Origin of the sequence: Halomonas sp. DN3, assembly GCF_024137905.1 — a bacterium.
GTDB lineage: Bacteria > Pseudomonadota > Gammaproteobacteria > Pseudomonadales > Halomonadaceae > Halomonas > Halomonas litopenaei.
Genome location: NZ_CP099965.1, coordinates 3,595,479 through 3,615,451 on the forward strand (window position 1 = coordinate 3,595,479; position 19,973 = coordinate 3,615,451).

The following is a 19,973-nucleotide window of genomic DNA, read 5'->3' on the forward strand; positions in this document are numbered from 1 at the left end:
GGCTACCTGCTGGTCATGGGATAACGGAACTTGAGGAACTTCTGGGCGTTGCTGAGCGCCTGGAAGGCATCCTTGAGATTGTGTCGCTCCTCGCTGGAGACGTTTTCCGGCTCGATATTGTTGTCGGGCTCGTGCTCATGCTCCAGATCGATGACCTGGTGACGAATCCGCGACATGGACAGAAACTCGAGCGCGTAGCGCAGCTTGTCGCTGACCCCGGGCGCCAGCAACTGGGTACGATCGATATCGTCCAGGCGGTCAAAGCTGTTCTGGGCGCGGGAACCGCAGGCCAGCGCATGGATACGGATCAGGTCCACCATCGGCGCCGTGCCGCGACGCTTCAGATTGATCGAGTTGTTGTGCTTGCCATCCTTCTCCATCACGAAGGTGCGGAAGATGCCCAGCGGCGGCGTCCGATTCAGCGCATTACGCGCCATGGCGGAAAGAAAGCGCTTGTGCTTCGACGCCTTGGTGGCGACCAGGTCCTGCAACTCCTCCACCAGCGGATTGTCACCGTGGACCGTGTCCAGATCGAAGAAGATCGAGCTGTGCAGCAACCCTTCCGGTGATGGGCGCTCGATCCATTCGGTGAAGTAGCCCTTCCACACCGACAGCGGCTGTCGCCACTTCGGATTGGTGGCCATCACGTCCCCCTTGCAGTAGGTATAACCGCAGGCGGCCAGGCCATCGCTGACCCGCTTGGCCATGGTCGCGAAGTACTCGTCGTGCAACGCCGGATCGAAGTCATCGGACAGTACCAGAGCATTGTCCTGGTCGGTGACGATGCTCTGCTCGTTACGCGCCATCGAGCCCAGCGCCATGAAGCAGTACGACACCGGTGGCGGTCCTAGCTCCTCTTCCGCCATCTCCAGAAGACGCCGGGTGAAGCTGCGTCCAATGGTCGACAGCGCCTTGCCTACCATCTGTGAGTCGGCTCCGTCATGAACCATGCGCACAAAGGCGGCCTGGACGTCCGGCGCCAGCTTGGCCAGACACTCCACCGACGGCTGATGGAAGATGTTGCTGACCAGATAAAGGCTGCTCTGGGTCTCGTAGCGGATGATGTCGGAAAGATGCACGATGCCCACCGGTGAACGACGGTGCATCACCGGCAGGTGGTGGATATTGTTGCGCAGCATGCACAGCATCGCCTCCTGCACCGACTCGTCGGACTGCACCGCGATCAGGCGGCGGCCGGCGACCTCGCCCACCGGAGTATCCGGCGACAGTCCCTCGGCCACGACCTTGGTGCGAAAGTCGCTGTCGGTCAGGATCCCGGTGACCTGCCAGTAGCCACCTTCACTATCCTTGAAGGTGTAGCGCGGGTTGTTCTCGGGCTTGTCCAGCACCAGCACCGCCGAGGCCTGGGACTCGCTGATCTGGCGCGCCGCCTCCTGCACCGTGGCCCGCGCCTCGACCATGACGGGATAGCGAGTCAGCAGCTTGCGGATCCGCGTCACCATCATGTCGTTGTTCTTGCGCTGACTTTCCACCGCCGTCTCGAGCCGGGGGCGATCCACCTCGACGAACTCGGCGAACTGCTCGTCGGCTTCGCACAGTTGGTGAAACATCGCCTCGGGGATGAAGTAGATCAGGCTGTCTTCCAGCGCCTTGGCCGGGAAGCGCACGCGACTGTGGCGCAGCAGGCTGAAGTGGCCAAAGATGTCGCCCTCCCCCAGCAGGTTGTAGAGCTCTCCGTTGCGCCGGGTGACCTCCACCGCTCCGCTGCGGATGTAGCAGAACTCCTGATGCACGGCGTCAAGCTCGAGAATGGTCGAGCCGGCCTTGAAGTAGCTGACCTGCACCTGCCCGGCGACCTCGTCCAGCAACTCCTCCGACAGCCCGTCAAAGGGCGCAAAGCGCCCCATATGCTGGCTGATTTCCAACAGTTCCGCTTCCATGGTGTCCTCCGCGCGGTCGCCGTGGCTGGCAGCAGGACGCTCCCTGGTCCCCCACCCTCTGACTATCGGAAGCATGGAGCCGAGGCCAGCGGCTGTAAAGCATTAGCAGTGTGTCTATCAATCATATGCGGCGTAGGGCTATGCAAGGCGCTCGAGCCATCGCCAACTCGTACCCAAGGATTCAGGCGGCAGGAGGATTGAGCCGAGGATCCAGCGCAAACGCTTCCTCGATCACCGGCGCGACAAGGTCTCCGCCGGTGTCGGGATTCATGATGATGTTGCGGCTATGACGTGAGACCGTGGACGGCACGACGATAAAAGGATGCTCGGCGAGCAACCGGTCCCCGTGTGCCTGCTGGCCCTGGCTGGGCGAACCGGGGACCAGCCAGTTCGGGTTGGGCAATGAGGCCGCCGCCACTTCGAAGACGCTTTCGGGGTCCGTGACCCGAACACAGATGAGCACATGGGCAACGCAATCCAGTACCTTGAAGCCCTTGTGCACGGCAACCTCGAGGATCGCGGTCGCAGGGTCAAGAGACCCGTAGACGGCGGCCCGCCCCTTGGAATTCCAGCGCCCTCCTGCCAGCTTGGCTCCGACACCCGTGCGCCAGGTCGCCAGATGACGCCGTCGCTCCAGCCGCCACAGGCAGAAACCGGCGGCGCCGTCTCCTCCTGACATCAGCTATAGACCCCGTAGTCCATGCGTGTCAGCAGATCGTCCACCAGCGCATGTCCCACCTGGGTGCTGATCAGATCGATGGGTCTGCGCCCTTCCAGGGCCATTGCCGGCGTGAGCATCCAACGCTGAGCCTCGTCGGAAGCACCCAGAACGTCTTCCGCTCTGGTGAGAAGTTCGGCGAAACGCCAGGCGCGGCCACTCTGTTCTGCGCTCAGCGGCAGCGGTTCCTTGACGCGACGGTACAGGGTTCGCTCGGACATGCCGATGACCTGGCTGACCAACTTTCTGTCGTGCAACAACTCGACCGACTCGATAAAGCGGATAACGTCCTCGGAAGAAAGCCCCTGCTCGATCAACTCGTGGACCTCAAGGGCGGAGGGGCTCATCAGACCACGAGACGTCAGGCCTCGCGCACCCAGCAGACGCTTGAGCGTCCGCTCGAGCAGGCTGGACGACTGCTCTGCAAGGCATTCGGCGGTACTCATGCTCACGGCGACCTCCTTCGTTGCCACCTGTCATCAGGTTAGCGCCACCTGGCAGTCACGTCGAGATTCTTCGCCCTGTGCAAACATCTTCAGCACTGCAAACAACAACGCCCACCGACCTCGAGGGCGGCGGGCGTCGATCTAGGCGGCCAGTCTCTTTGACTGGCGAGAGTGGCGGTCAGCTCACGACTGCGCCATCTCCTGTACGCGCTTCATCATGTCCGGGTTCTGCTGGATGGCCTGACCGATGGCGTTGAAGGTCTCGACCTCGAGCCCGCTCTGCTGGACGGCTTCGACCATCTTCTGGTTGGCCTCGGTGCGCACATCCTGCTGGGCCTGCTGGCCTTCGGCTTCCTGCAGCTGCTGGGTGTAGTCCTGAGAAATCGCGGCGATCTCCTTGGAAGCGTCGGCGAATTTCTCGAGCTGGGCATCAGAGAAATTCTGCGCCTGAGCGGCAGCCTCGACGTCAGCGTTGCCTGACGCCTGCGCGTTTGCTTCCTGGGCATGGGCGGTGGCGCTCATCAGACCAGCAGAAAGCAGGGCGGCGGTGATCAGGGCGGTGAATCGTTGCATGAAGTCCTCCAGGAGGTGGTTGAGAATTCGTCAATCGCTCGCACAGTGTGACGACGCAGTTGCATGAGGGTTCCCCACAATCGTGTTACGAAATGCAAGCCATTTTCGCCTCTGCGTCGCCGGTCGGCGACAACCGCCAGAGGCCACGGCAGGCCATGGAGATAAGCGTCATGATACGCCACGCAATTCTTCGGCGAAGCACCGAAAAAGGCGTGTTGCCTGCCACTGCTGAACATCTTGCAAAAACGCCTCCGGCCAAGTCGGCCGGAGGCGTTGTCATGACACCGCCCGACTAGCCGTAGGCCAGGTTGGGCAGCCAGGTGACCAGCGCCGGGAACATGATCACCAGCAGCAGGCCCAGCGCTTGCAGCGCAAGGAAGGGAAAGGACGAACGGAAGATCTGGCCCATGGTGATATGCGGCGGACACACCCCCTTGATGTAGAACAGCGCATAGCCGAACGGCGGGCTGAGGAAGGACATCTGCATATTGACCAGGTAGATCACCCCGAACCACAGCGAGACGTCGGCGGGGTCCACACCGGGCAGGCCAAATACCCCGGTGAAGTCCAGCCCCTTGATCAGCGGTACGAAGATCGGCACCGCCAGCAGCAGGATACCGACCCAGTCCAGGAACATCCCCAGCGCCACCAGCAGCACCATCATCAGCGCCAGCACCGCGTAGGGGCCAAGCCCTGCCCCGGCGATCAGCTCCTGCACGAAGGTCTGGCCGCCCTGCAGGATGTAGAAGCCGACGAAGATGCTGGCACCGAAGATGATCCACATGACCATGGCGGTCGCCACCAGGGTGGTCATGCAGGCGGCGTGCAGGTTGGGCCAGGTCAGCCGCTTGTGCATCGCCGCCACCACCAGCGCACCGAAGGTGCCGATACCCGCCGCTTCCACCGGGGTCGCCACCCCGGTGAAGATGATGCCGAGCACCAGCAACACCAGGGCGATAGGCGCCAGCATATTGCGCAAAAGGCGCAGCTTCTCGGCGGTGGAGACCCGGTCTTCCTCCGGCATCGGCGGCGCCACCTTGACGTTCAGGGTGCCCCTTAGCCAGCAGTAGAAGGCGTACATGCCGGCCAGCAACAGGCCAGGAATCAGCGAGCCTAGGTAGAGCTCGCCCACCGACTGCTGGGCGATGACGCCGTAGATGATGGCCAGGATGGACGGCGGGATGAGGATACCCAGGGTACCCCCGGCCATGATCGATCCCAGCGCGATCTCCGGCTGGTAGTTGCGCTTGAGCATGGCCGGCAGCGCGATCAGGCCCATGGTCACCACCGCCGCGCCGATCACCCCGACCATGGCGGCCAGCAGCGTCGAAGCGATGATGGTGGCGATCGCCAGGCCCGCCTTGAGACCGCCCATCCACTTGTAGACCACATCGAACAGCTCTTCGATGATGCCGGCCTTCTCCAGTACCGAGGCCATGAAGATGAACAGCGGAATGGCCGAGAGCTGGTAGTTGGTCATCATCGGGAAGATGCGCGAAGGCATCAGGTTCAGCATGTGCTGATCGCCCACCAGGTAGAGGAACACCACCCCCAGACCGCCGGTAACGAAGGCCAGCGGTAGCCCCGCCACCAGCACCACCATCAGGGTGCCGAACATCAACAGGGTCAGCGCGCCGATACCTACCGTGGACAGCGAGTTCTCCAGGCTGAGCGCCAGGCTCTCGTAGTCGGTCAGGGCGATATTGACGATTTCGTGGATGGTGTAGGCGCCGAGGATCACCGCCAGCACCACCAGAATGCTGGCAAACACCGTCGAGCCTTCATGATGCTCGCGGTGGTGACGATAAGCCTGGAGGTCCTTGATCAACTGCGCGATCCCCTGCAACAGCAGCAGCAGGGCACCGAAGAACAGCATGAACTTGACCGGGAAGTACTGCACCGCCCATTCGGTGAAGGACACCTCGTTGGCATAGCTGTCACCGAACCACCAGACGTCGCTGACCGACTGCGAGAAGAAACGCCAGCCGGTGGTCAACAGCGCCAGGGTGAAGATGAAGAAGAAGATCGAGGTGACCAGGTCCAGTGCGGCCTTGTTGAGCGGCGCCGCCCGCTGGTAGAGGATATCGACCCGTACATGCCCGCCCTCGCGCAGCGCGAAGGCACCGGCCAGCAGGTACTGCATGCCGAACATCAGGGTCATCGACTCGTGAGCCCAGTTGGTCGGCGAGTTGAAGGCGTAGCGCAGCACCACCTCGTAGGTGAACACGAAGGGCGCGATCAGCGACCAGTAGGCCACGTAGCGCCCGGCAAAGCCGGAAATTCGGTCGATGCCACGGGTCACGACATTGCCTGGCGCTGCGTAGGCCTGCTCGCTCGTCGCGACGGGGGTCTCGGCGGTATCGCCACCGCTCACCTCGCCGCCCCGGCGGAAGCTTCGGTCCACCAGCAGCATCACGATCAGCGGCAGTCCTGCCAGCACCGACCAGTAGAGCCAGTGCGGCAGAACGAAATCAATCTGTAGATTCATTGACGCTCCTCCGCTGGCCGCCTGGCGTTTCGCCAGGCGACCACGGAATATTCATCGACGTCGACCGGGTCTCCCCGGTCGACACGTGCAGGCCTAGGCGTTGAGCTCGAAGTCCTTGATGTCCTCTTCGGTGATCAGTGCCACCGACGGATCGAGCATGGTGTTGAGGTGGGCGCGGAACAGCTTGGCCGCGTCCGGATCCTTGTTGGCCCATTCGAACCACAGCGGAATCGCGGCGTCGCGGAAGCGGTCGGCGTCGTCCTCGGACAGGTGGATGATCTCGACGCCCTTCTCGCGGTACTTGGGCCAGGCTTCGGCGTTGGCCTTCTGGATGGCGGCGTAGTGCTCGCGGGAGTAGGCCGCGACCAGGTCATGCATCAGGTCCTTGGTCTGGTCGGACATGCGCTCGTAGACCCGGCGATTGACCGCGATATCCATCAGGTCGACCGCCTGGTGCAGACAGGGGGTAGAGGGCGGCCCCATGATGATGTAGTCGGTCACCTGCCAGAAGCCCAGCTCGAAGTTGACCGCCGCACCGGTGTAGTCGGCGGCGTCGATGGTGCCCTTCTCCAGCGCCGGGTAGACCTCGGAGCCCGGCAGCAGCGTGGTACGCGCACCGATCTTGGCGAAGGTCTCGGCGACGATGCCGCCGGGCATGCGGATCTTCACGCCTTCGAAGTCATCGAAGCTTCTCAGCGGTACCTTGGAGTGGATCAGGTTGAGGTCGTGGTGGACGTAGCCCAGCAGCTCCTGGCCCTGCTTGCGATAGAGGTCCTTGGCGATGCCGAAACCGCCGTAGGCACCGAACATCATGTCCCACTGGTGGGGTACCGACAGGCCCATGGGATAGGCGGTGAGAAAGACCCCGGCGGGCATCTTGCCCGGCCAGTAGACGGTGAACCAGTTCTGGCCATCGAGCACGCCGTTGCGCACCGCGTCGGCCACCTCGAAGGCACCGGCCACGGCTCCGGCCGGGAACGGCTCGATGGTGACCTCGCCGCTGGTGGCCTCGGCGACGCCGGCGGCCCACTCCTCGAAGATGCGGTAGCCGGTGGTGCCGGGCTGCCAGGATGACTGCATGCGGATGCGGATGCCCTGCTGAGCCTGGACGTTGCCGACCCAGGGTGCCGCCACCGCGGCGGCAGAACCAACCGCAGCAGCCTTCAGAAAGCGGCGGCGGTCCGGGGTCGCGATGCGTTCGGACAGGGAGGCCGTTGGCGAGGCCGTATCAAGGTCTTGCTGGGGCTTGTCTAGCCGGGACATGGCATAACTCCTGGTGGATCGGTACGGTCTCGATCTGCCGCACCCGATGTGTTGTTGTTGTCGATCCATGGCATCGTCATGAGCGCTCGAGGCACTTTCGCAGCAAGCGATGCCCGCCTGTTGCAAGCGATTTGCGCCGCTGCGCTCTTGAGCCGGGCGTTGCCCGTGCGCGTCCTTGCGAGGACCTCCTCGGGGCACGAACGGGACATCGCTTCGATGCAAGCGAGGCGTCCCCCTCCCGGGGTGTCATCGAAAAGAAAGCTAGCGAAAAGGCCCCAGGCGGCCAACGGCCCCATTCAACGCAACCTGCCTGCATTATTGGTCTGACCAGCGGCCATTTCGCCGATAAACTGCGCAAAAACAAGCATCGGCGCGGTCAGACCAATCTCACTCTGCCGCCGCGACCTACGACCAAAGCACGAGAACAACGCTTGGCAATCCCCTCCTTGAGGGGGTCTGGATAGGGCATCATGATGGGGCGCGCGCCCCCGTCCCCAGGCCGTCACCTGGCGATGACATGAACCACAAGGAAGTCCCCGCGATGCCCCCCTCAGTGATCACCGTCCAGCCCCCGCTTACCGCCGCTTCTGCGAGGTCCACGATAGCCGCGCCTTTTGCGAGGTGCCCGTGAGTCGCCCCGCCCTGCCGCCCTGGCTGTTGCCGGCCATGCCGCTGGTGTTCGTGGTGCTGTGGAGCACCGGCTTCATCGGTGCCAAGTTCGGCCTGCCCTACGCCGAGCCCTTCACCTTCCTGAGCATTCGCTTCGCCGCCACCCTGGCGCTGCTGGTCCCCATCGTCTGGCTGACTCGCTCGGCCTGGCCGTCGAGTCCCCGCCTGTGGGGGCATGTGGCGGTGTCCGGCTGTCTGGTTCACGGCGGCTATCTGGGCGGTGTGTTCTACGCCATCAGCCTGGGCATGCCGGCGGGACTGGCGTCCCTGCTGGTGGGGTTGCAACCCTTGCTGACCGCAGCGCTGGCGGGCCCCTTGCTGGGCGAGCGGCTGACTGCGCTGCAGTGGCTGGGGCTGGCCCTGGGACTGGCCGGGGTCAGTCTGGTGCTGGGAGGCAAGATGGACCTGTCGGCGCTGTCCTTCGAGGGGTTTGGCTGGCCGGCGCTGGCCTGCACCCTGGTGGCGCTGGTGGGGATTTCGCTGGGGACGCTGTATCAGAAGCGCTATTGCAGCGGCATGCCGCTGCTCGGCGGCACCGTGGTGCAGTACCTCGGGGCGCTGGCCTTGCTTGGCGTAGGCAGCCTGCTGCTGGAAACCCGCGAGGTGGAGTGGTCGCTGACCTTTGTGCTGACGCTGGGCTGGCTGGTGCTGGTGCTGTCCATCGCCGCCATCATGCTGCTGATGATGCTGATCAAGCGTGGCGAGGCGTCCCGCGTCGCCAGCCTGTTCTACCTGGTGCCGCCGGTCACCGCGGTGGAGGCCTGGTGGCTGTTCGATGAAGGACTCCCGCCGGTATCCCTGGTCGGCATGGCGCTGGCCATCGCCGGCGTCGCCCTGACCGTACGGGCCAGGAAGCCACGGGCGTCTTGAACGGCCGTTGCAGGCGCTACACTTTCACCTTGCGAAAGCGGGCATTGATGACGCAGTAGGTACCGTAGTTCATCAGTCCTCCGGCCACGGCGGCGAGCAGCCAGGGGCCGAAGGGCTGGGCGGCCAGGGTATCCAGGGTGCCGCCGAGCCCTTCGGCCTTGGCCGGATCGACCTGCCAGGCGGCCACCAGCAGGAAACTGCCGATCAGCGCGAACACCAGCCCCCTGGCGGCCAGCCCCCAGCGGCTGAGGCCCGAGGCCAGATCACGCTGGCGTTGGCTCATGTCCTGCTGACGCCAGCGATTGAGATAGCTGCGCGCCAGCGCGCGCCACGACTGACGCAGCCCCACGCCGATAAAGATCGCCCCCAGGATCGCCACCAGCCAGACGCCACCGGGGTGCGACATCAGCATGGCGGTGCGCTCCTCGACACCGCCGGTGGTCTCCTGGGGATCGTCGAGCAACTCGACACCGTACCAGCCGAGACTGGCGTAGATGCCACCGCTGATGACCAGCGCCAGGCGGGTGCCCAGGGCCTTCCAGCTACGCCCGCGGTGCTCGACATCGAACAGCCCCTGCAAGCCCCGCCAGGCGGCGTAGGCGTAGAGCCCCAGCACCAGGGCCCCCAGCATCAGGGTGCCGAAGGGCTGGCGAGCCAGGTGCGCCAGCGCCTCCTTGGTGCCGACGTTGTCGCCGCCAAGGCCCGCAGCGCCGAGAGCCGCCAGCACGCCGATCAGCAGGTACACCAGCCCCTTGGCGGTATAGCCCAGGCGGGCGATGATGACGATCAGTCGGCGCCGGTGGCGCAGCAGGCACTGCAACGAGGGCATGGGGGCTCCTGTCGGGATTAGGGTCCCCCATCCTCCCCAAAAATGCCCGATACGGCAAAGCCTATCGCGCCGAATCCTCAGTCGACAGACGCGTCAGGGCGAACCCGGCGATCGCCGTGTCCTGGACACCAGTACCGGTCAGGTCGCATACCGTGATGGTGGCGTCCGACAACCGCAGACGCTCGCCCCGGGCGATGACCGCGCCCAGTTCGTGGACCTTGAAGGGTACCTCGCGACCGGCAAGGGCCTTGAGTTCGCCGTTGGACTCACTCTGCGCGCGGGTATCACAGACGAAGGCGTCCGCCCGGGTCAGCACGCTCTCGGCCAGTTCGCGCTTGTCGGGACTGTCAGAGCCCATGGCGGTGACGTGGACGCCTTCAGGCAGGTCCGCCGCCTCGAGGATCGGTGTCTGCGACGGGGTCGTGGTGACGATGATGTCCGCCGCGCGGCAGGCCTCGCGCACGCTGTCGTGGACGGTGACCTCGAGACCCGCGTCGCGCATGCTGGCAGCGTATTCCTCGGCGGCCTCCGGCCTTCGCGCCCAGACATCGATGGCGGTGATGTCTCGCACCAGCCGCAGCGCCTCGACCTGCTTGACCGCCTGCTCGCCGGCCCCCAGCACCGCGACCCGATGGCTGTTCTCCCGCGACAGGTGCTTGGCGGCGATGGCGCCGGCCAGGGCGGTGCGCACCATGGTCAGGTAGCCCTCGTCGAACAGCACCGCATCGACCAGCCCGGTGCGCGCGGAGAACACCATCATCAGCCCGTTGAGGCTTGGCAGTCCCAGCTTGGGATTGTCGAAGAAGCCGGGGCTGACCTTGATCGCGAAGCGCTCGTTGCCACGGATATGGGCGGTCTTGACGTCGACTTCGCCGTTGGCCTCCTCGATGGCCATGGACAGGATCGGCGGTTGCACCACCTCGCCACGACCCAGGGCGGCGAAACCGGCTTCCACCGCCGCCAGCGCGTCCTGGTCGATGGCGACCGCCTGGCTGATCTGCTCACGCTTGTAGAGTTGCATCCTTGGCTCCTGATCGGGTTGTTGCTGGGCTTGTCTGTCGGTGGTTGGTCTTGACGGTCTATCGCGGGCCTTCATGAGCATGATCCGCCGCCAGGCGGCGCGCCTGATCGAGGGTATCCAGTGACACCCCGTTGCCGGAAAGTACCAGCACGACGCGCTCGCCCTTGACCTCGAGATGGCCCTCGGCCAGTGCCGCCAGTCCCACGGCAGCGGCGCCTTCGACCAGCAGTTTTTCGGATTCGAGCATGTCCACCATGGCCTGGGCGATGGCACCTTCCGACACCTGACAGTGGTCGTCCATCACCGCTTCGACCAGCGCCAGAGTGCAGCGGTTGTCGAGGCCGATGCCGCCGCCCAGCGAGTCGCCCAGGCTCTCGACCTCTTCCACCGCCACCGGCTTGCCGGCCTTGAGGCTTTCGCACATGGCCGCCCCCGCCGACAGACTGACCCCGCTGATCCTGGCCTGGGGGCGAACGCCCTTGAGTGCGGCGCCGATGCCGCCGAGCAGACCACCGCCGGACAGCCCGACGATGACCCGGTCGACCCGCGGCAGGTCCTCGAGGATCTCGATACCGATGGTGCCCTGCCCCGCCGCGATCAACGGATCATCGAAGGGCGGAATCAGCGTCATGCCCTCTTCCTGCACCAGCCTCGCCACCTCCTCGAAGGCCTCGTCCTGGCTGGCGCCGACGCGGCGCACCTCGGCCCCCAGTGCCTCGATGGCGGCGACCTTGTTGGCCGGCACCAGCCGCGACAGGCAGATCACCGCCGGCACCCCGAGTCGGGAGGCGGCGTAGGCTACGGCACGACCATGATTGCCGGTGGAGGCGGTGGTGACTCCCTGGGCCAGGGCCTCGCGCCCATGGCGCTCGATCAGTGCGGCGATCATGTTGGTGGCACCGCGCAGCTTGAAGGCGCCGGTGGGCTGCAGCGTCTCGAGCTTGAGATAGATCTCGGCGTCGAAGCGCTCGGAAAGGGTCCGCGACAACACCAGTGGCGTGCGCGTTACCTGGCCAGCGATGCGCCCCCGGGCCTGAAAGATTTCGTCCAGGGTCACGCCGTGACTCGGGCAGGGGGATGAATCCACCTTCATGACCTTCTCCTTGAACTCATATCGTGAAGACCGGTTGCCAAGGCCGGGAGGGCAGGCCCTGTCGGCGGTTCGGCGCTCGCCTACCTGCATGTAAACCGACAGGGGCCGCCTCCTTCAAGGAAGCGGCCCCATGAACCTGCTCACGTCAGGCCGGGCGTCAGGCCGTCTGCAGCACGCCTTCCTTGACCAGCTCGTCGGTGACCTTGTTCACCGCACGCTCGGCGCGGGCAACGATCTCGTCGACCTCGTCACGGGTGGTGACCAGCGGCGGCGCGAAGCCGAGGATGTCTCCCTGAGGCATGGCCCGGGCGATCAGGTTCTGCTCCAGCGCGGCGGCGGCGATGCGCGCACCGACCTTGTGGCTGGGATCGAAGGGACGACGGGTCTCCGGGTCCACGGCGAATTCCAGTGCCGCCAGCATGCCGACGCCGCGGGTCTCGCCGACGATCGGGTGATCGCCGAAGGCGGCCTGCATGCGGCTCTGCAGATAGGCGCCGGTATCACGGGCGTTGCCGGTCAGGTCCTCGCGCTCGATGATCGCCAGGTTGGCCAGGGCGGCGGCGCAGCCCAGGGCGTGACCGGAGTAGGTCCAGCCGTGGCCGATCGGGCCCAGCTCGCTGGTGCCCTGCTCCAGCACCTGCCACACGCGATCGCCGACGATCACCCCGGACAGCGGCTGGTAGGCGCTGGTCAGGCCCTTGGCGATGGTGATCAGGTCGGGCTTGATGCCGTAGGCATGGCTGCCGAAGTCGGCACCGATACGACCGAAGCCACACACCACCTCGTCGGCGATCAGCAGGATGTCGTACTTGTTCAGTACCGCCTGGATCGCCTCCCAGTAGCCTTCCGGCGGCGGCACGATACCACCGGTGCCGAGCACCGGCTCACCGATGAAGGCCGCCACGGTGTCCGGGCCCTCGGCCAGGATCATCTCTTCGAGCTTGGTTGCGCAGTGGGCAGAGAACTCGCGCTCGCTCATGTTTTCCTGCTCGGCGCTGCGCTGGTAGTAGTGCGGCGCTTCGGTGTGCAGGATGCCGGCCATGGGCAGGTCGAACTGGTCGTGGAAGGCCTTGAGACCAGTCAGCGAGCCGGTGGCGAGACCGGAACCGTGATAGCCGCGCTGACGCGAGATTACCTTCTTCTTCTGCGGACGGCCGAGCACGTTGTTGTAGTAGCGCACCAGCTTGAGCTGGGTCTCGTTGGCATCGCTGCCGCCGAGGCCGTAGTAGACCTTGGACATGCCGGGGCCGGCAAGCTTGAGGATCTGCTCGGACAGGGCGATCTGCGGCTCGTTGGAGTGGCCCACGTAGGTATGGTAGTAGGACATCTCCAGCGCCTGCTGGTAGATGGCCTCGGCCACCTCGGTACGGCCGTAGCCGATGTTGACGCAGTACAGCCCGGCAAAACCGTCGATGAACTCGCGACCGTCCTTGTCGACGATGTTGATGCCCTTGCCGCCGGTGATCACGCGGCCCGGTGCGTCGCCATGGGCGAAGTCACGCAGGTGGGTGGAGGCGTGGAAGGTTACCTTGCGGTCGCGGTCGATCAGGTCCTGATGGGTGCTCATCTCGTTTCCTTTTTCCTTGGACCGCCCTCGCCGGGAGGGCGGCGTCATCTGTTCATCGAAAGGTGGCCGGCCCGCACTCGGGCCGGCGATCACTGCCGCTCAGGGCATCAGCTGCCGGAGACGGAGCCCAGGGCGCCGAGGCAGTAGTACTTGGTTTCCAGATACTCGTCGATGCCGGTCGCGCCGCCTTCACGGCCAAGGCCGGACTGCTTGACGCCGCCGAAGGGCACCGGCGGGCCGGTCATCTTCACCGAGTTGACCGATACCATGCCGAACTCCAGCGCCCGCAACAGCTTCCAGATGCGGCGGATATCGTGGGTGTAGACGTAGGCGGCAAGACCATACTCGGTATCGTTGGCCAGGGCGATCACCTCGTCGTCATCGCGATAGGCGGTGACGCCGGCCACCGGCGCGAAACACTCCTGGCGCCACACCTGCATGTCCTGGGTCACCCCGGTCAGCAGCACCGGCATGAAGAAGTTCTCGCCCGGCGCCTGGGACTGATCCCCGGCTACCAGGGTGGCACCCTTCGACAGGGCGTCATCCACCGTGGCGCGGGCATTTTCCACCGCCCGGCGGTGAATCAGCGGGCCGAGATCGACTTCGCTTTCCATGCCGTTGCCCACGGTCAGCGCGGCCATGCGCTCGGTGAAATGCTCGATAAAGGCGTCGTGGATCGACTCGTGGACCAGGATGCGGTTGGCCGCCAGGCAGTCCTGACCGGCGGTCTGGAACTTGGCCGCCACCGCGGCCAGGGCCGCTTCCTTGGGGTCCATGTCCGGGCCGATGATAAAGGGCGCATTGCCGCCGAGTTCCATCGACACGCGCTTGACCGTCGGCGCCGACTGTTCGAGCAGCAGGCGGCCGACCCGGGTCGAGCCGGTGAAGGATACCGCCTTGACGCGATCCTCGGCGCACAACAGCGAGGACACCTGGGCGGCGTCACCCAGCACCACATTGAAGATGCCCGCCGGAATACCGGCGCGCTCGGCCAGCTCAGCCAGCGCCAGCGCCGAGAACGGGGTCTCGTTGGCCGGCTTGACGATCACCGGGCAGCCGGCGGCCATGGCGGCGGCGGCCTTGCGGGTGATCATCGCCAGCGGGAAGTTCCACGGCGTGATCAGAAGCGCAATGCCCACCGGCTCCTTGATGGTGCCCAGCGCCGCATTGGGGATGTGGCTGGGGATGGTCTCGCCGTAGGTACGCTTGCCTTCTTCGGCGAACCAGCGCACGAAGCTGGCGCCGTACTCGACCTCACCACGGGCGTCGGGCATCGGCTTGCCCTGCTCCAGCGTCATGATGGTGGCCAGATCCTCGCGATGGGCCTGCAGCAGGTCGTACCAGGCCAGCAGCCGCTCGCAGCGCTCATCGGCGCGCAGCGCCCGCCACTGGGCAAAGGCCTCGTCGGCGACGTCGACACTGGCGCGGATCTGCTCGGGCTCGAGCAGCGGGATATGGCCGATCACCTCGCCGTTGGCGGGGTTGACCACCGCTTCCTCGCGGCCTTCGTCACCGTGGGTCCACTTGCCGCCGATATAGGCGTACTGACGGAACAGGCGCGGATCGCTGAGTTTCATGACACTACCTCCCCATGTGTGTCCCGCCGCAAGGTCAGGGGGCGGAACACGAAAACGATGTCATGGCCTGCGCCATGCACTGCCGTCATGGTAAGGGAGAAGCCAGGGTCGGACTTTTTGAAGCGCACGCCTGTCGATGGCGTTTTTTTTGTCCAGGCCCGCGAAAACGCGGTTTTTTCTGCAACGCCTGTTTTAGCAAAAACCTGCAAGCCGACAGGAACTTCCGGGCCTGTGCCGGTGGCGCTCAGAGCGCCCCGTTGGCCAGTTCGTCGATATCGACTCCCTCGCGAGGAGCCTTGACCGTCTTGGTGACGATATAGGTGAAGTAACGCTCGATGCCGACGTCCGAGGTCAGCCAGTCATCGATCAGCCGCTGATAGGCGTCGATGGTCTCGGACTCGACCTTGATCAGGTAGTCGACCCCGCCGCCTACCGCCACGCATTCGGTGACCGCGTCGGTGGCATGCACCAGCGACTCGAAACGCTGGAAGCTCTCGGCATTGTGGGCCTTGAGTTCGATCTGGACCCACACGGGGGTGCGCCGGACCAGGGCGCTTGCGTTGATCCGGGCGCAGTAGCCTTCGATGATGCCGGCCTTCTCGAGGCGGCGGACGCGCTCCCAGCAGGGGCTCACCGACAGGTTGATGGCCTCGGCCAGGCGGGACTTGGTGATGCGGCCGTCGCGGGACAGGATGGAGAGGATCTTGAGGTCGTAGCGGTCGAGTTTCATGGCCGGGCTTGTGTGGTTGAACGGGACCGCCCCGCGAGAGGCTCTCGGCGGGGCGCTGATGACGAGAAACAGCGGGCGGGCTCGAGCAAGACGGTGCCCCGAGCACTAACCCATTCAGTCGCCCAGGGTCTCGACCACCTCGGCGATGACGGCGATGGTATCGCCCATGTTCACCTGGGCGGGGAAGCGTCGAGCCGCCAGGATACCGTCACGCTCGGCACGGTACTCGATCGGCTCGGCACCGCTGCGGGTCATGTCGTAGACCCGGGCGATCACGTCACCCTTGGCAATGCTGTCGCCGAGAGCGTAGGTCAATTCCAAGAGCCCGGTGTGCTCGCTCTGCACGTAGCAGCTGGCGTCCGGCATATCGAGGTAGACCTGGGTCTCGGGCATGGCCACCTCGCCGTCCTTGAGCCCGAAGTGGATCAGCACATTGTCGATGCCACGTTCGGTGATGGCCAGGCTCTCCGGCGTGGAAGTGCCGCCGCCGCCGAGTTCGGTGGCGATGAAGATCTTGCCCTGGTTCTCGACCACGGTGTCGAACAGCGCCGAGGCGTCGAGCTCGAACATCATCATCGCGTAGGGCGCGCCGAAGGCCTTGGCCCCTTCCAGCGCCTGGCGCTGCTGTTCGGGGTTGTCGAGCACGTGGGAGGCGCCGAAGGGAATGATGTCCAGAGTGCGGCCGCCGGAGTGCAGGTCCAGCACCACGTCGGCCATGGGCACCATCTCCCGGGTGAAGTAGTCGGCGATCTTCTCGGTCACGCTGCCGTCCGGGTCGCCGGGGAAGCTGCGGTTCAGGTTGCCGCCGTCCATCGGCGAAGTGCGGCGGCCGACCTGGGCCGCCGGGGTGTTCATCATCGGCACGATGATCACCCGTCCCTTGACGTCTTCGGCCTTGAGCGAGGTCGAGAGCTTCTGCAGCGCGGTGATCCCCTCGTACTCGTCGCCATGATTGCCACCGGTCAGCAGGGCGGTGGGGCCTTCGCCGTTGGCGATCACGGTCACCGGGATCATCACCGCGCCCCAGGCGGACTCGTCATTGGAAATGGGCAGTTTCAGAAAGCCGTGCTGCACACCCTGGGCGTCGAAGTCGACGGTGGCGGAGATGGGGCTCTTGCGCTTGCTCATGGTGACTCCAGAAACAGGGACAACGGTCAGGTTTGATTGTAGTGGTGTTGGGCAACGTCGGTCACCGAGGGCTGTTCACACCGGGCTGTTCACACCGGGCCGGTCACACCGGGCCGGTCACACCGGGCCGGTCACACCGGGCCGGTCACACAGGGATGATCACACTGGGCCGAACACACCGGGTCGTTCGCTGTCGGTCGATCAACAGGGCCTGATCGACAAGCCCTGTTCAGCCGGCCCTGTTCAGCCGACCCTGCCCTACTTGACGAACAGCTGTCGCGGAAACTCCGCCAGCGGCTCGGCGCCGTTTTCGGTGATCAGGATGCTCTCGGTGATCTCGAGCCCCCAGTCATCCATCCACATCCCCGGCATGAAGTGGAAGGTCATGCCCGGTTGCAGGATGGTCTCGTCGGACGGACGCAGACTCATGGTGCGCTCGCCCCAGTCCGGCGGGTAGCTGATGCCGATGGGGTAACCACAGCGCGCACCGCCACGGTCGAAGCCGTACTTGTCCATGGCCGCGCCGAGGGCCAGGGCGATGTCCGCGGTACGGTTACCCGGCTTGGCCACGGCCAGGCCGTTCTCGATGCCTTCGAGCAGTGCCGACTCGCCACGCACGAAGTCCCGCGGCGGCTTGCCGAGAAACACCGTGCGCGACAACGGGCAGTGGTAGCGCTTGTAGCAGCCGGCGATCTCGAAGAAGGTGCCCTCGCCTTCGCGAAACGGCGTGTCGTCCCAGGTCAGGTGGGGGGCAGCCGCATCGCTGCCGGTGGGCAGCAGCGGCACGATGGCGGGATAGTCGCCACCGTAGACGCGCCCTTCGCTGTCGGTCCAGCCCTCGATGCCGACGCGGTAGATCTCGGAGACCAGCTTGGACTTGGCAAGGCCCGGCTCGATCATCTCGAGGATGCGCGAGTGCATGCCCTCGACGATACGCGCGGCGATGCGCATGTACTCGATTTCACGCGGCGACTTGATCGCCCGACACCAGTTGACCAGCGCGTTGGCATCCTGGAAGCGCGCGTGGGGCATCTCCTTGATCAGGCTCTGGTAGGCCTTGGCGGAGAAGTAGTAGTTGTCCATCTCCATGCCCACGACGCCTTCGCACCAGCCACGATCCGGCATGATCGACTGCGCCAGATACTCCATCGGATGCATCTCGGGATTCTGGACATAGTAGTCGGGGTAGTAGGTGATATTGTCAGGGTCCATCCAGCAGGTACGCAGGGCACCATTGCTGTCCTGACGCCGTCCATACCACACGGGCTCGCCTTCGAGCCCCACCAGTACGCACTGGTGGACATAGAACGACCAGCCGTCATAGCCGGTCAGCCAGGCCATATTGGAGGGATCGCTGACAATCAGCACATCGATGCCTCGCATGGCCATCTCGGCACGCACCTTTTGCAGGCGCTGAGCATATTCCTCACGAGTGAACGGCAGGGATACCTGAATCATGAAACCACTCGCCACACAATGTCATCACCGAAAAACCGGACTCACAGGAGTCCGGCGCGCCCTTGAAGCGACATTGCATCCCCTGTAGCGTGCTGACAGGTCACAATTGTCATGAGAAGCTCTTAACAGCGTCATGACAATGACTGATCAATGCCGTCTTGCTGATACTAGCACTACGAATAAGCTCCCGGTCAAAGGCTTTATTGGATCATGACAATTGACCTGCTGCCGTATCTGGATGATAGCCAACCCAAGTATCTTGCGATTGCGCGGGCACTTTCTCGCGCAATCCGTTCCGGTGAGCTTACGCCAGGGACCCGGCTGCCGCCCCACCGACAGTTGGCGGAGCACATAGGCGTCAGCGTGCAGACGGTGTCACGGGCCTATTCACAGGCAGAAAAGATGGGGTTGGTGCAGGCCAGGGTCGGCAGCGGCACCTGGATCAACGCCCTCGATGACAACCGCGAATCCGCCTACCTGCGGGCCGGCGAGCCGCGAACCGAACAGGCGGTGATCGACCTGTCGATCGCCCATCCGGTCTGCCCGCCAAGCCATGACCAGCACTTTCGCGATGCCCTGAGAACGCTGGCCGACAGCGCACATCCTGACGTATTTACGGCCTGCCGGCCGATCGCCGGCCTGCCCCATCAGCGCGAGCGCGCCAGCTGGTGGCTGAGCGAGCGCCTCGGCATGCCCGGCGAAGCGGACGACCGCATCCTGACCAACGGTGGCGCCCACGGCATCATGCTGGCGATTTCCAGCGTGGTCCAGCACGGCGACCTGGTCCTGACCGAGGCGCTGACCGACCATGGCCTGATCGCCCTGTCGCGCACCCTGGGCTTCCAGCTGCGTGGCGTCACCATCGATAGCCAGGGCATCGTACCCGACGCCCTCGACGCTGCCTGTCATCGCTTCAAGCCGCGCGCCGTGTGCCTGACCTCGTGCCAGCTCAATCCCACCGGGGCCACCCTGGACGAGACGCGCCGCGACGAGATCGCCGCGATTCTGGAGCGCCACGGCGTATGGCTGATCGAGGACGACGTCCACACCCTGCTCGAGCCCGAGCCGCTGATGCCGATCAGCGCGCGCATCCCCACCCACGCGTTCCACGTCACCAGCCTGACCAAGGCCACCCTGCCCGGGCTTCGCGCCGGCTATCTGACGGTGCCTCGCAGTCAGCTGCACCACACCCTGCCCCGCCTGCGGGCGACCTCCTGGATGGCCACACCGCTGTGCTTCGAGGTCGCCAATCTATGGCTGGAGGACGGTACCGTCGAGCGCATGGCACAGCAGCAACGCGAACTGCTGGCAGAGCGCCAGCAGCTTGCCGCACGCATCCTGCACAGCCATGGCAGGGACTCCCGCCCTACCAGCCTGCACGTCTGGCTGTCGCTGCCGGGCAGCTGGCGGGCCGAGGAACTCCAGCAGCTGGCTGAACAGGAGGGGGTGGCCATCACCACCGCGACCCCCTTCATGGTCGAACAGAGTCCAGCGCCACGCCGAGTGCGCCTGAGCCTCGGGGCGGAGCCCGAGATCGAGCGTCTCGAGGACGGCCTCAAGCGTCTTGCCAGCCTGCTGGATGACGCTCCGCCGCCCATGATGCAGATTGTCTACTGAACCCCATTCATTCGACCGGAGCGGA

Annotated in this window: 16 protein-coding genes; 2 read left to right on the forward strand and 14 right to left on the reverse strand. The window is 65.0% G+C overall.

Annotated features, from left to right (window positions below):
• Positions 1–2: 2 nt before the first annotated feature.
• The 6 genes from NKF27_RS15480 to dctP form a co-directional block, all read right to left on the reverse strand.
• On the reverse strand, positions 3–1,901 hold the full coding sequence (locus tag NKF27_RS15480) for a DUF294 nucleotidyltransferase-like domain-containing protein (RefSeq protein WP_108448281.1): 1,899 nt from the start codon (positions 1,899–1,901) through the stop codon (positions 3–5).
• Between the two features lie 181 nt (positions 1,902–2,082).
• Entirely contained in the window at positions 2,083–2,580 is a 498-nt protein-coding gene (locus NKF27_RS15485) for an RES family NAD+ phosphorylase (protein WP_253552984.1), read from the reverse strand.
• The gene (locus NKF27_RS15490) at positions 2,580–3,065 is read right to left on the reverse strand and encodes an antitoxin Xre/MbcA/ParS toxin-binding domain-containing protein (RefSeq protein ID WP_253552986.1); all 486 of its coding nucleotides are present in this window, start codon (positions 3,063–3,065) and stop codon (positions 2,580–2,582) included. Before NKF27_RS15490 ends, NKF27_RS15485 begins: the two co-directional genes overlap by 1 nt.
• Before the next feature lie 183 nt (positions 3,066–3,248).
• A complete protein-coding gene (locus tag NKF27_RS15495; RefSeq protein WP_108132478.1) occupies positions 3,249–3,638 on the reverse strand; it encodes a DUF4168 domain-containing protein in 390 nt (129 codons plus the stop codon).
• A gap of 292 nt (positions 3,639–3,930) precedes the next feature.
• The gene (locus tag NKF27_RS15500; RefSeq protein ID WP_253552993.1) at positions 3,931–6,126 is read right to left on the reverse strand and encodes a TRAP transporter large permease subunit; all 2,196 of its coding nucleotides are present in this window, start codon (positions 6,124–6,126) and stop codon (positions 3,931–3,933) included.
• Between the two features lie 93 nt (positions 6,127–6,219).
• Complete coding sequence (gene dctP, locus NKF27_RS15505; protein ID WP_083970293.1) at positions 6,220–7,389, reverse strand: TRAP transporter substrate-binding protein DctP; 1,170 nt, start codon at positions 7,387–7,389, stop codon at positions 6,220–6,222.
• Between the two features lie 666 nt (positions 7,390–8,055).
• Here dctP and NKF27_RS15510 point away from each other — a divergent pair.
• Positions 8,056–8,928 carry a DMT family transporter gene (locus tag NKF27_RS15510; protein WP_253556490.1) on the forward strand — a complete coding sequence of 291 codons (873 nt, stop codon included), beginning with the start codon at positions 8,056–8,058 and terminating at the stop codon, positions 8,926–8,928.
• 16 nt (positions 8,929–8,944) lie between these two features.
• On the opposite strand, the gene NKF27_RS15515 is transcribed toward NKF27_RS15510, so the two are convergent.
• The 8 genes from NKF27_RS15515 to doeA form a co-directional block, all read right to left on the reverse strand.
• Positions 8,945–9,757 (reverse strand): DUF1206 domain-containing protein, encoded by an 813-nt coding sequence (locus tag NKF27_RS15515; RefSeq protein WP_253552995.1) that lies wholly within the window; start codon positions 9,755–9,757, stop codon positions 8,945–8,947.
• Positions 9,758–9,818: 61 nt separating this feature from the next.
• The gene (locus NKF27_RS15520; RefSeq protein WP_253552997.1) at positions 9,819–10,778 is read right to left on the reverse strand and encodes a cyclodeaminase; all 960 of its coding nucleotides are present in this window, start codon (positions 10,776–10,778) and stop codon (positions 9,819–9,821) included.
• A gap of 58 nt (positions 10,779–10,836) precedes the next feature.
• Positions 10,837–11,871 carry a hydroxyectoine utilization dehydratase EutB gene (gene eutB / locus NKF27_RS15525; RefSeq protein ID WP_253552999.1) on the reverse strand — a complete coding sequence of 345 codons (1,035 nt, stop codon included), beginning with the start codon at positions 11,869–11,871 and terminating at the stop codon, positions 10,837–10,839.
• 157 nt (positions 11,872–12,028) lie between these two features.
• Entirely contained in the window at positions 12,029–13,438 is a 1,410-nt protein-coding gene (locus NKF27_RS15530; RefSeq protein WP_253553001.1) for an aminotransferase, read from the reverse strand.
• A gap of 107 nt (positions 13,439–13,545) precedes the next feature.
• Positions 13,546–15,015 carry an NAD-dependent succinate-semialdehyde dehydrogenase gene (locus tag NKF27_RS15535; protein ID WP_108448275.1) on the reverse strand — a complete coding sequence of 490 codons (1,470 nt, stop codon included), beginning with the start codon at positions 15,013–15,015 and terminating at the stop codon, positions 13,546–13,548.
• 244 nt (positions 15,016–15,259) lie between these two features.
• Complete coding sequence (locus NKF27_RS15540; RefSeq protein ID WP_045992028.1) at positions 15,260–15,745, reverse strand: Lrp/AsnC family transcriptional regulator; 486 nt, start codon at positions 15,743–15,745, stop codon at positions 15,260–15,262.
• Positions 15,746–15,859: 114 nt separating this feature from the next.
• Positions 15,860–16,873 carry a N(2)-acetyl-L-2,4-diaminobutanoate deacetylase DoeB gene (gene doeB / locus NKF27_RS15545; protein WP_124803228.1) on the reverse strand — a complete coding sequence of 338 codons (1,014 nt, stop codon included), beginning with the start codon at positions 16,871–16,873 and terminating at the stop codon, positions 15,860–15,862.
• A gap of 258 nt (positions 16,874–17,131) precedes the next feature.
• Complete coding sequence (doeA, locus tag NKF27_RS15550) at positions 17,132–18,331, reverse strand: ectoine hydrolase DoeA (protein WP_253553003.1); 1,200 nt, start codon at positions 18,329–18,331, stop codon at positions 17,132–17,134.
• Between the two features lie 210 nt (positions 18,332–18,541).
• Here doeA and NKF27_RS15555 point away from each other — a divergent pair, with 210 nt between their 5' ends.
• Positions 18,542–19,948, forward strand: a complete 1,407-nt coding sequence (locus tag NKF27_RS15555; protein ID WP_253553005.1) for a PLP-dependent aminotransferase family protein — start codon at positions 18,542–18,544, stop codon at positions 19,946–19,948.
• The last annotated feature ends 25 nt before the right edge of the window (positions 19,949–19,973 follow it).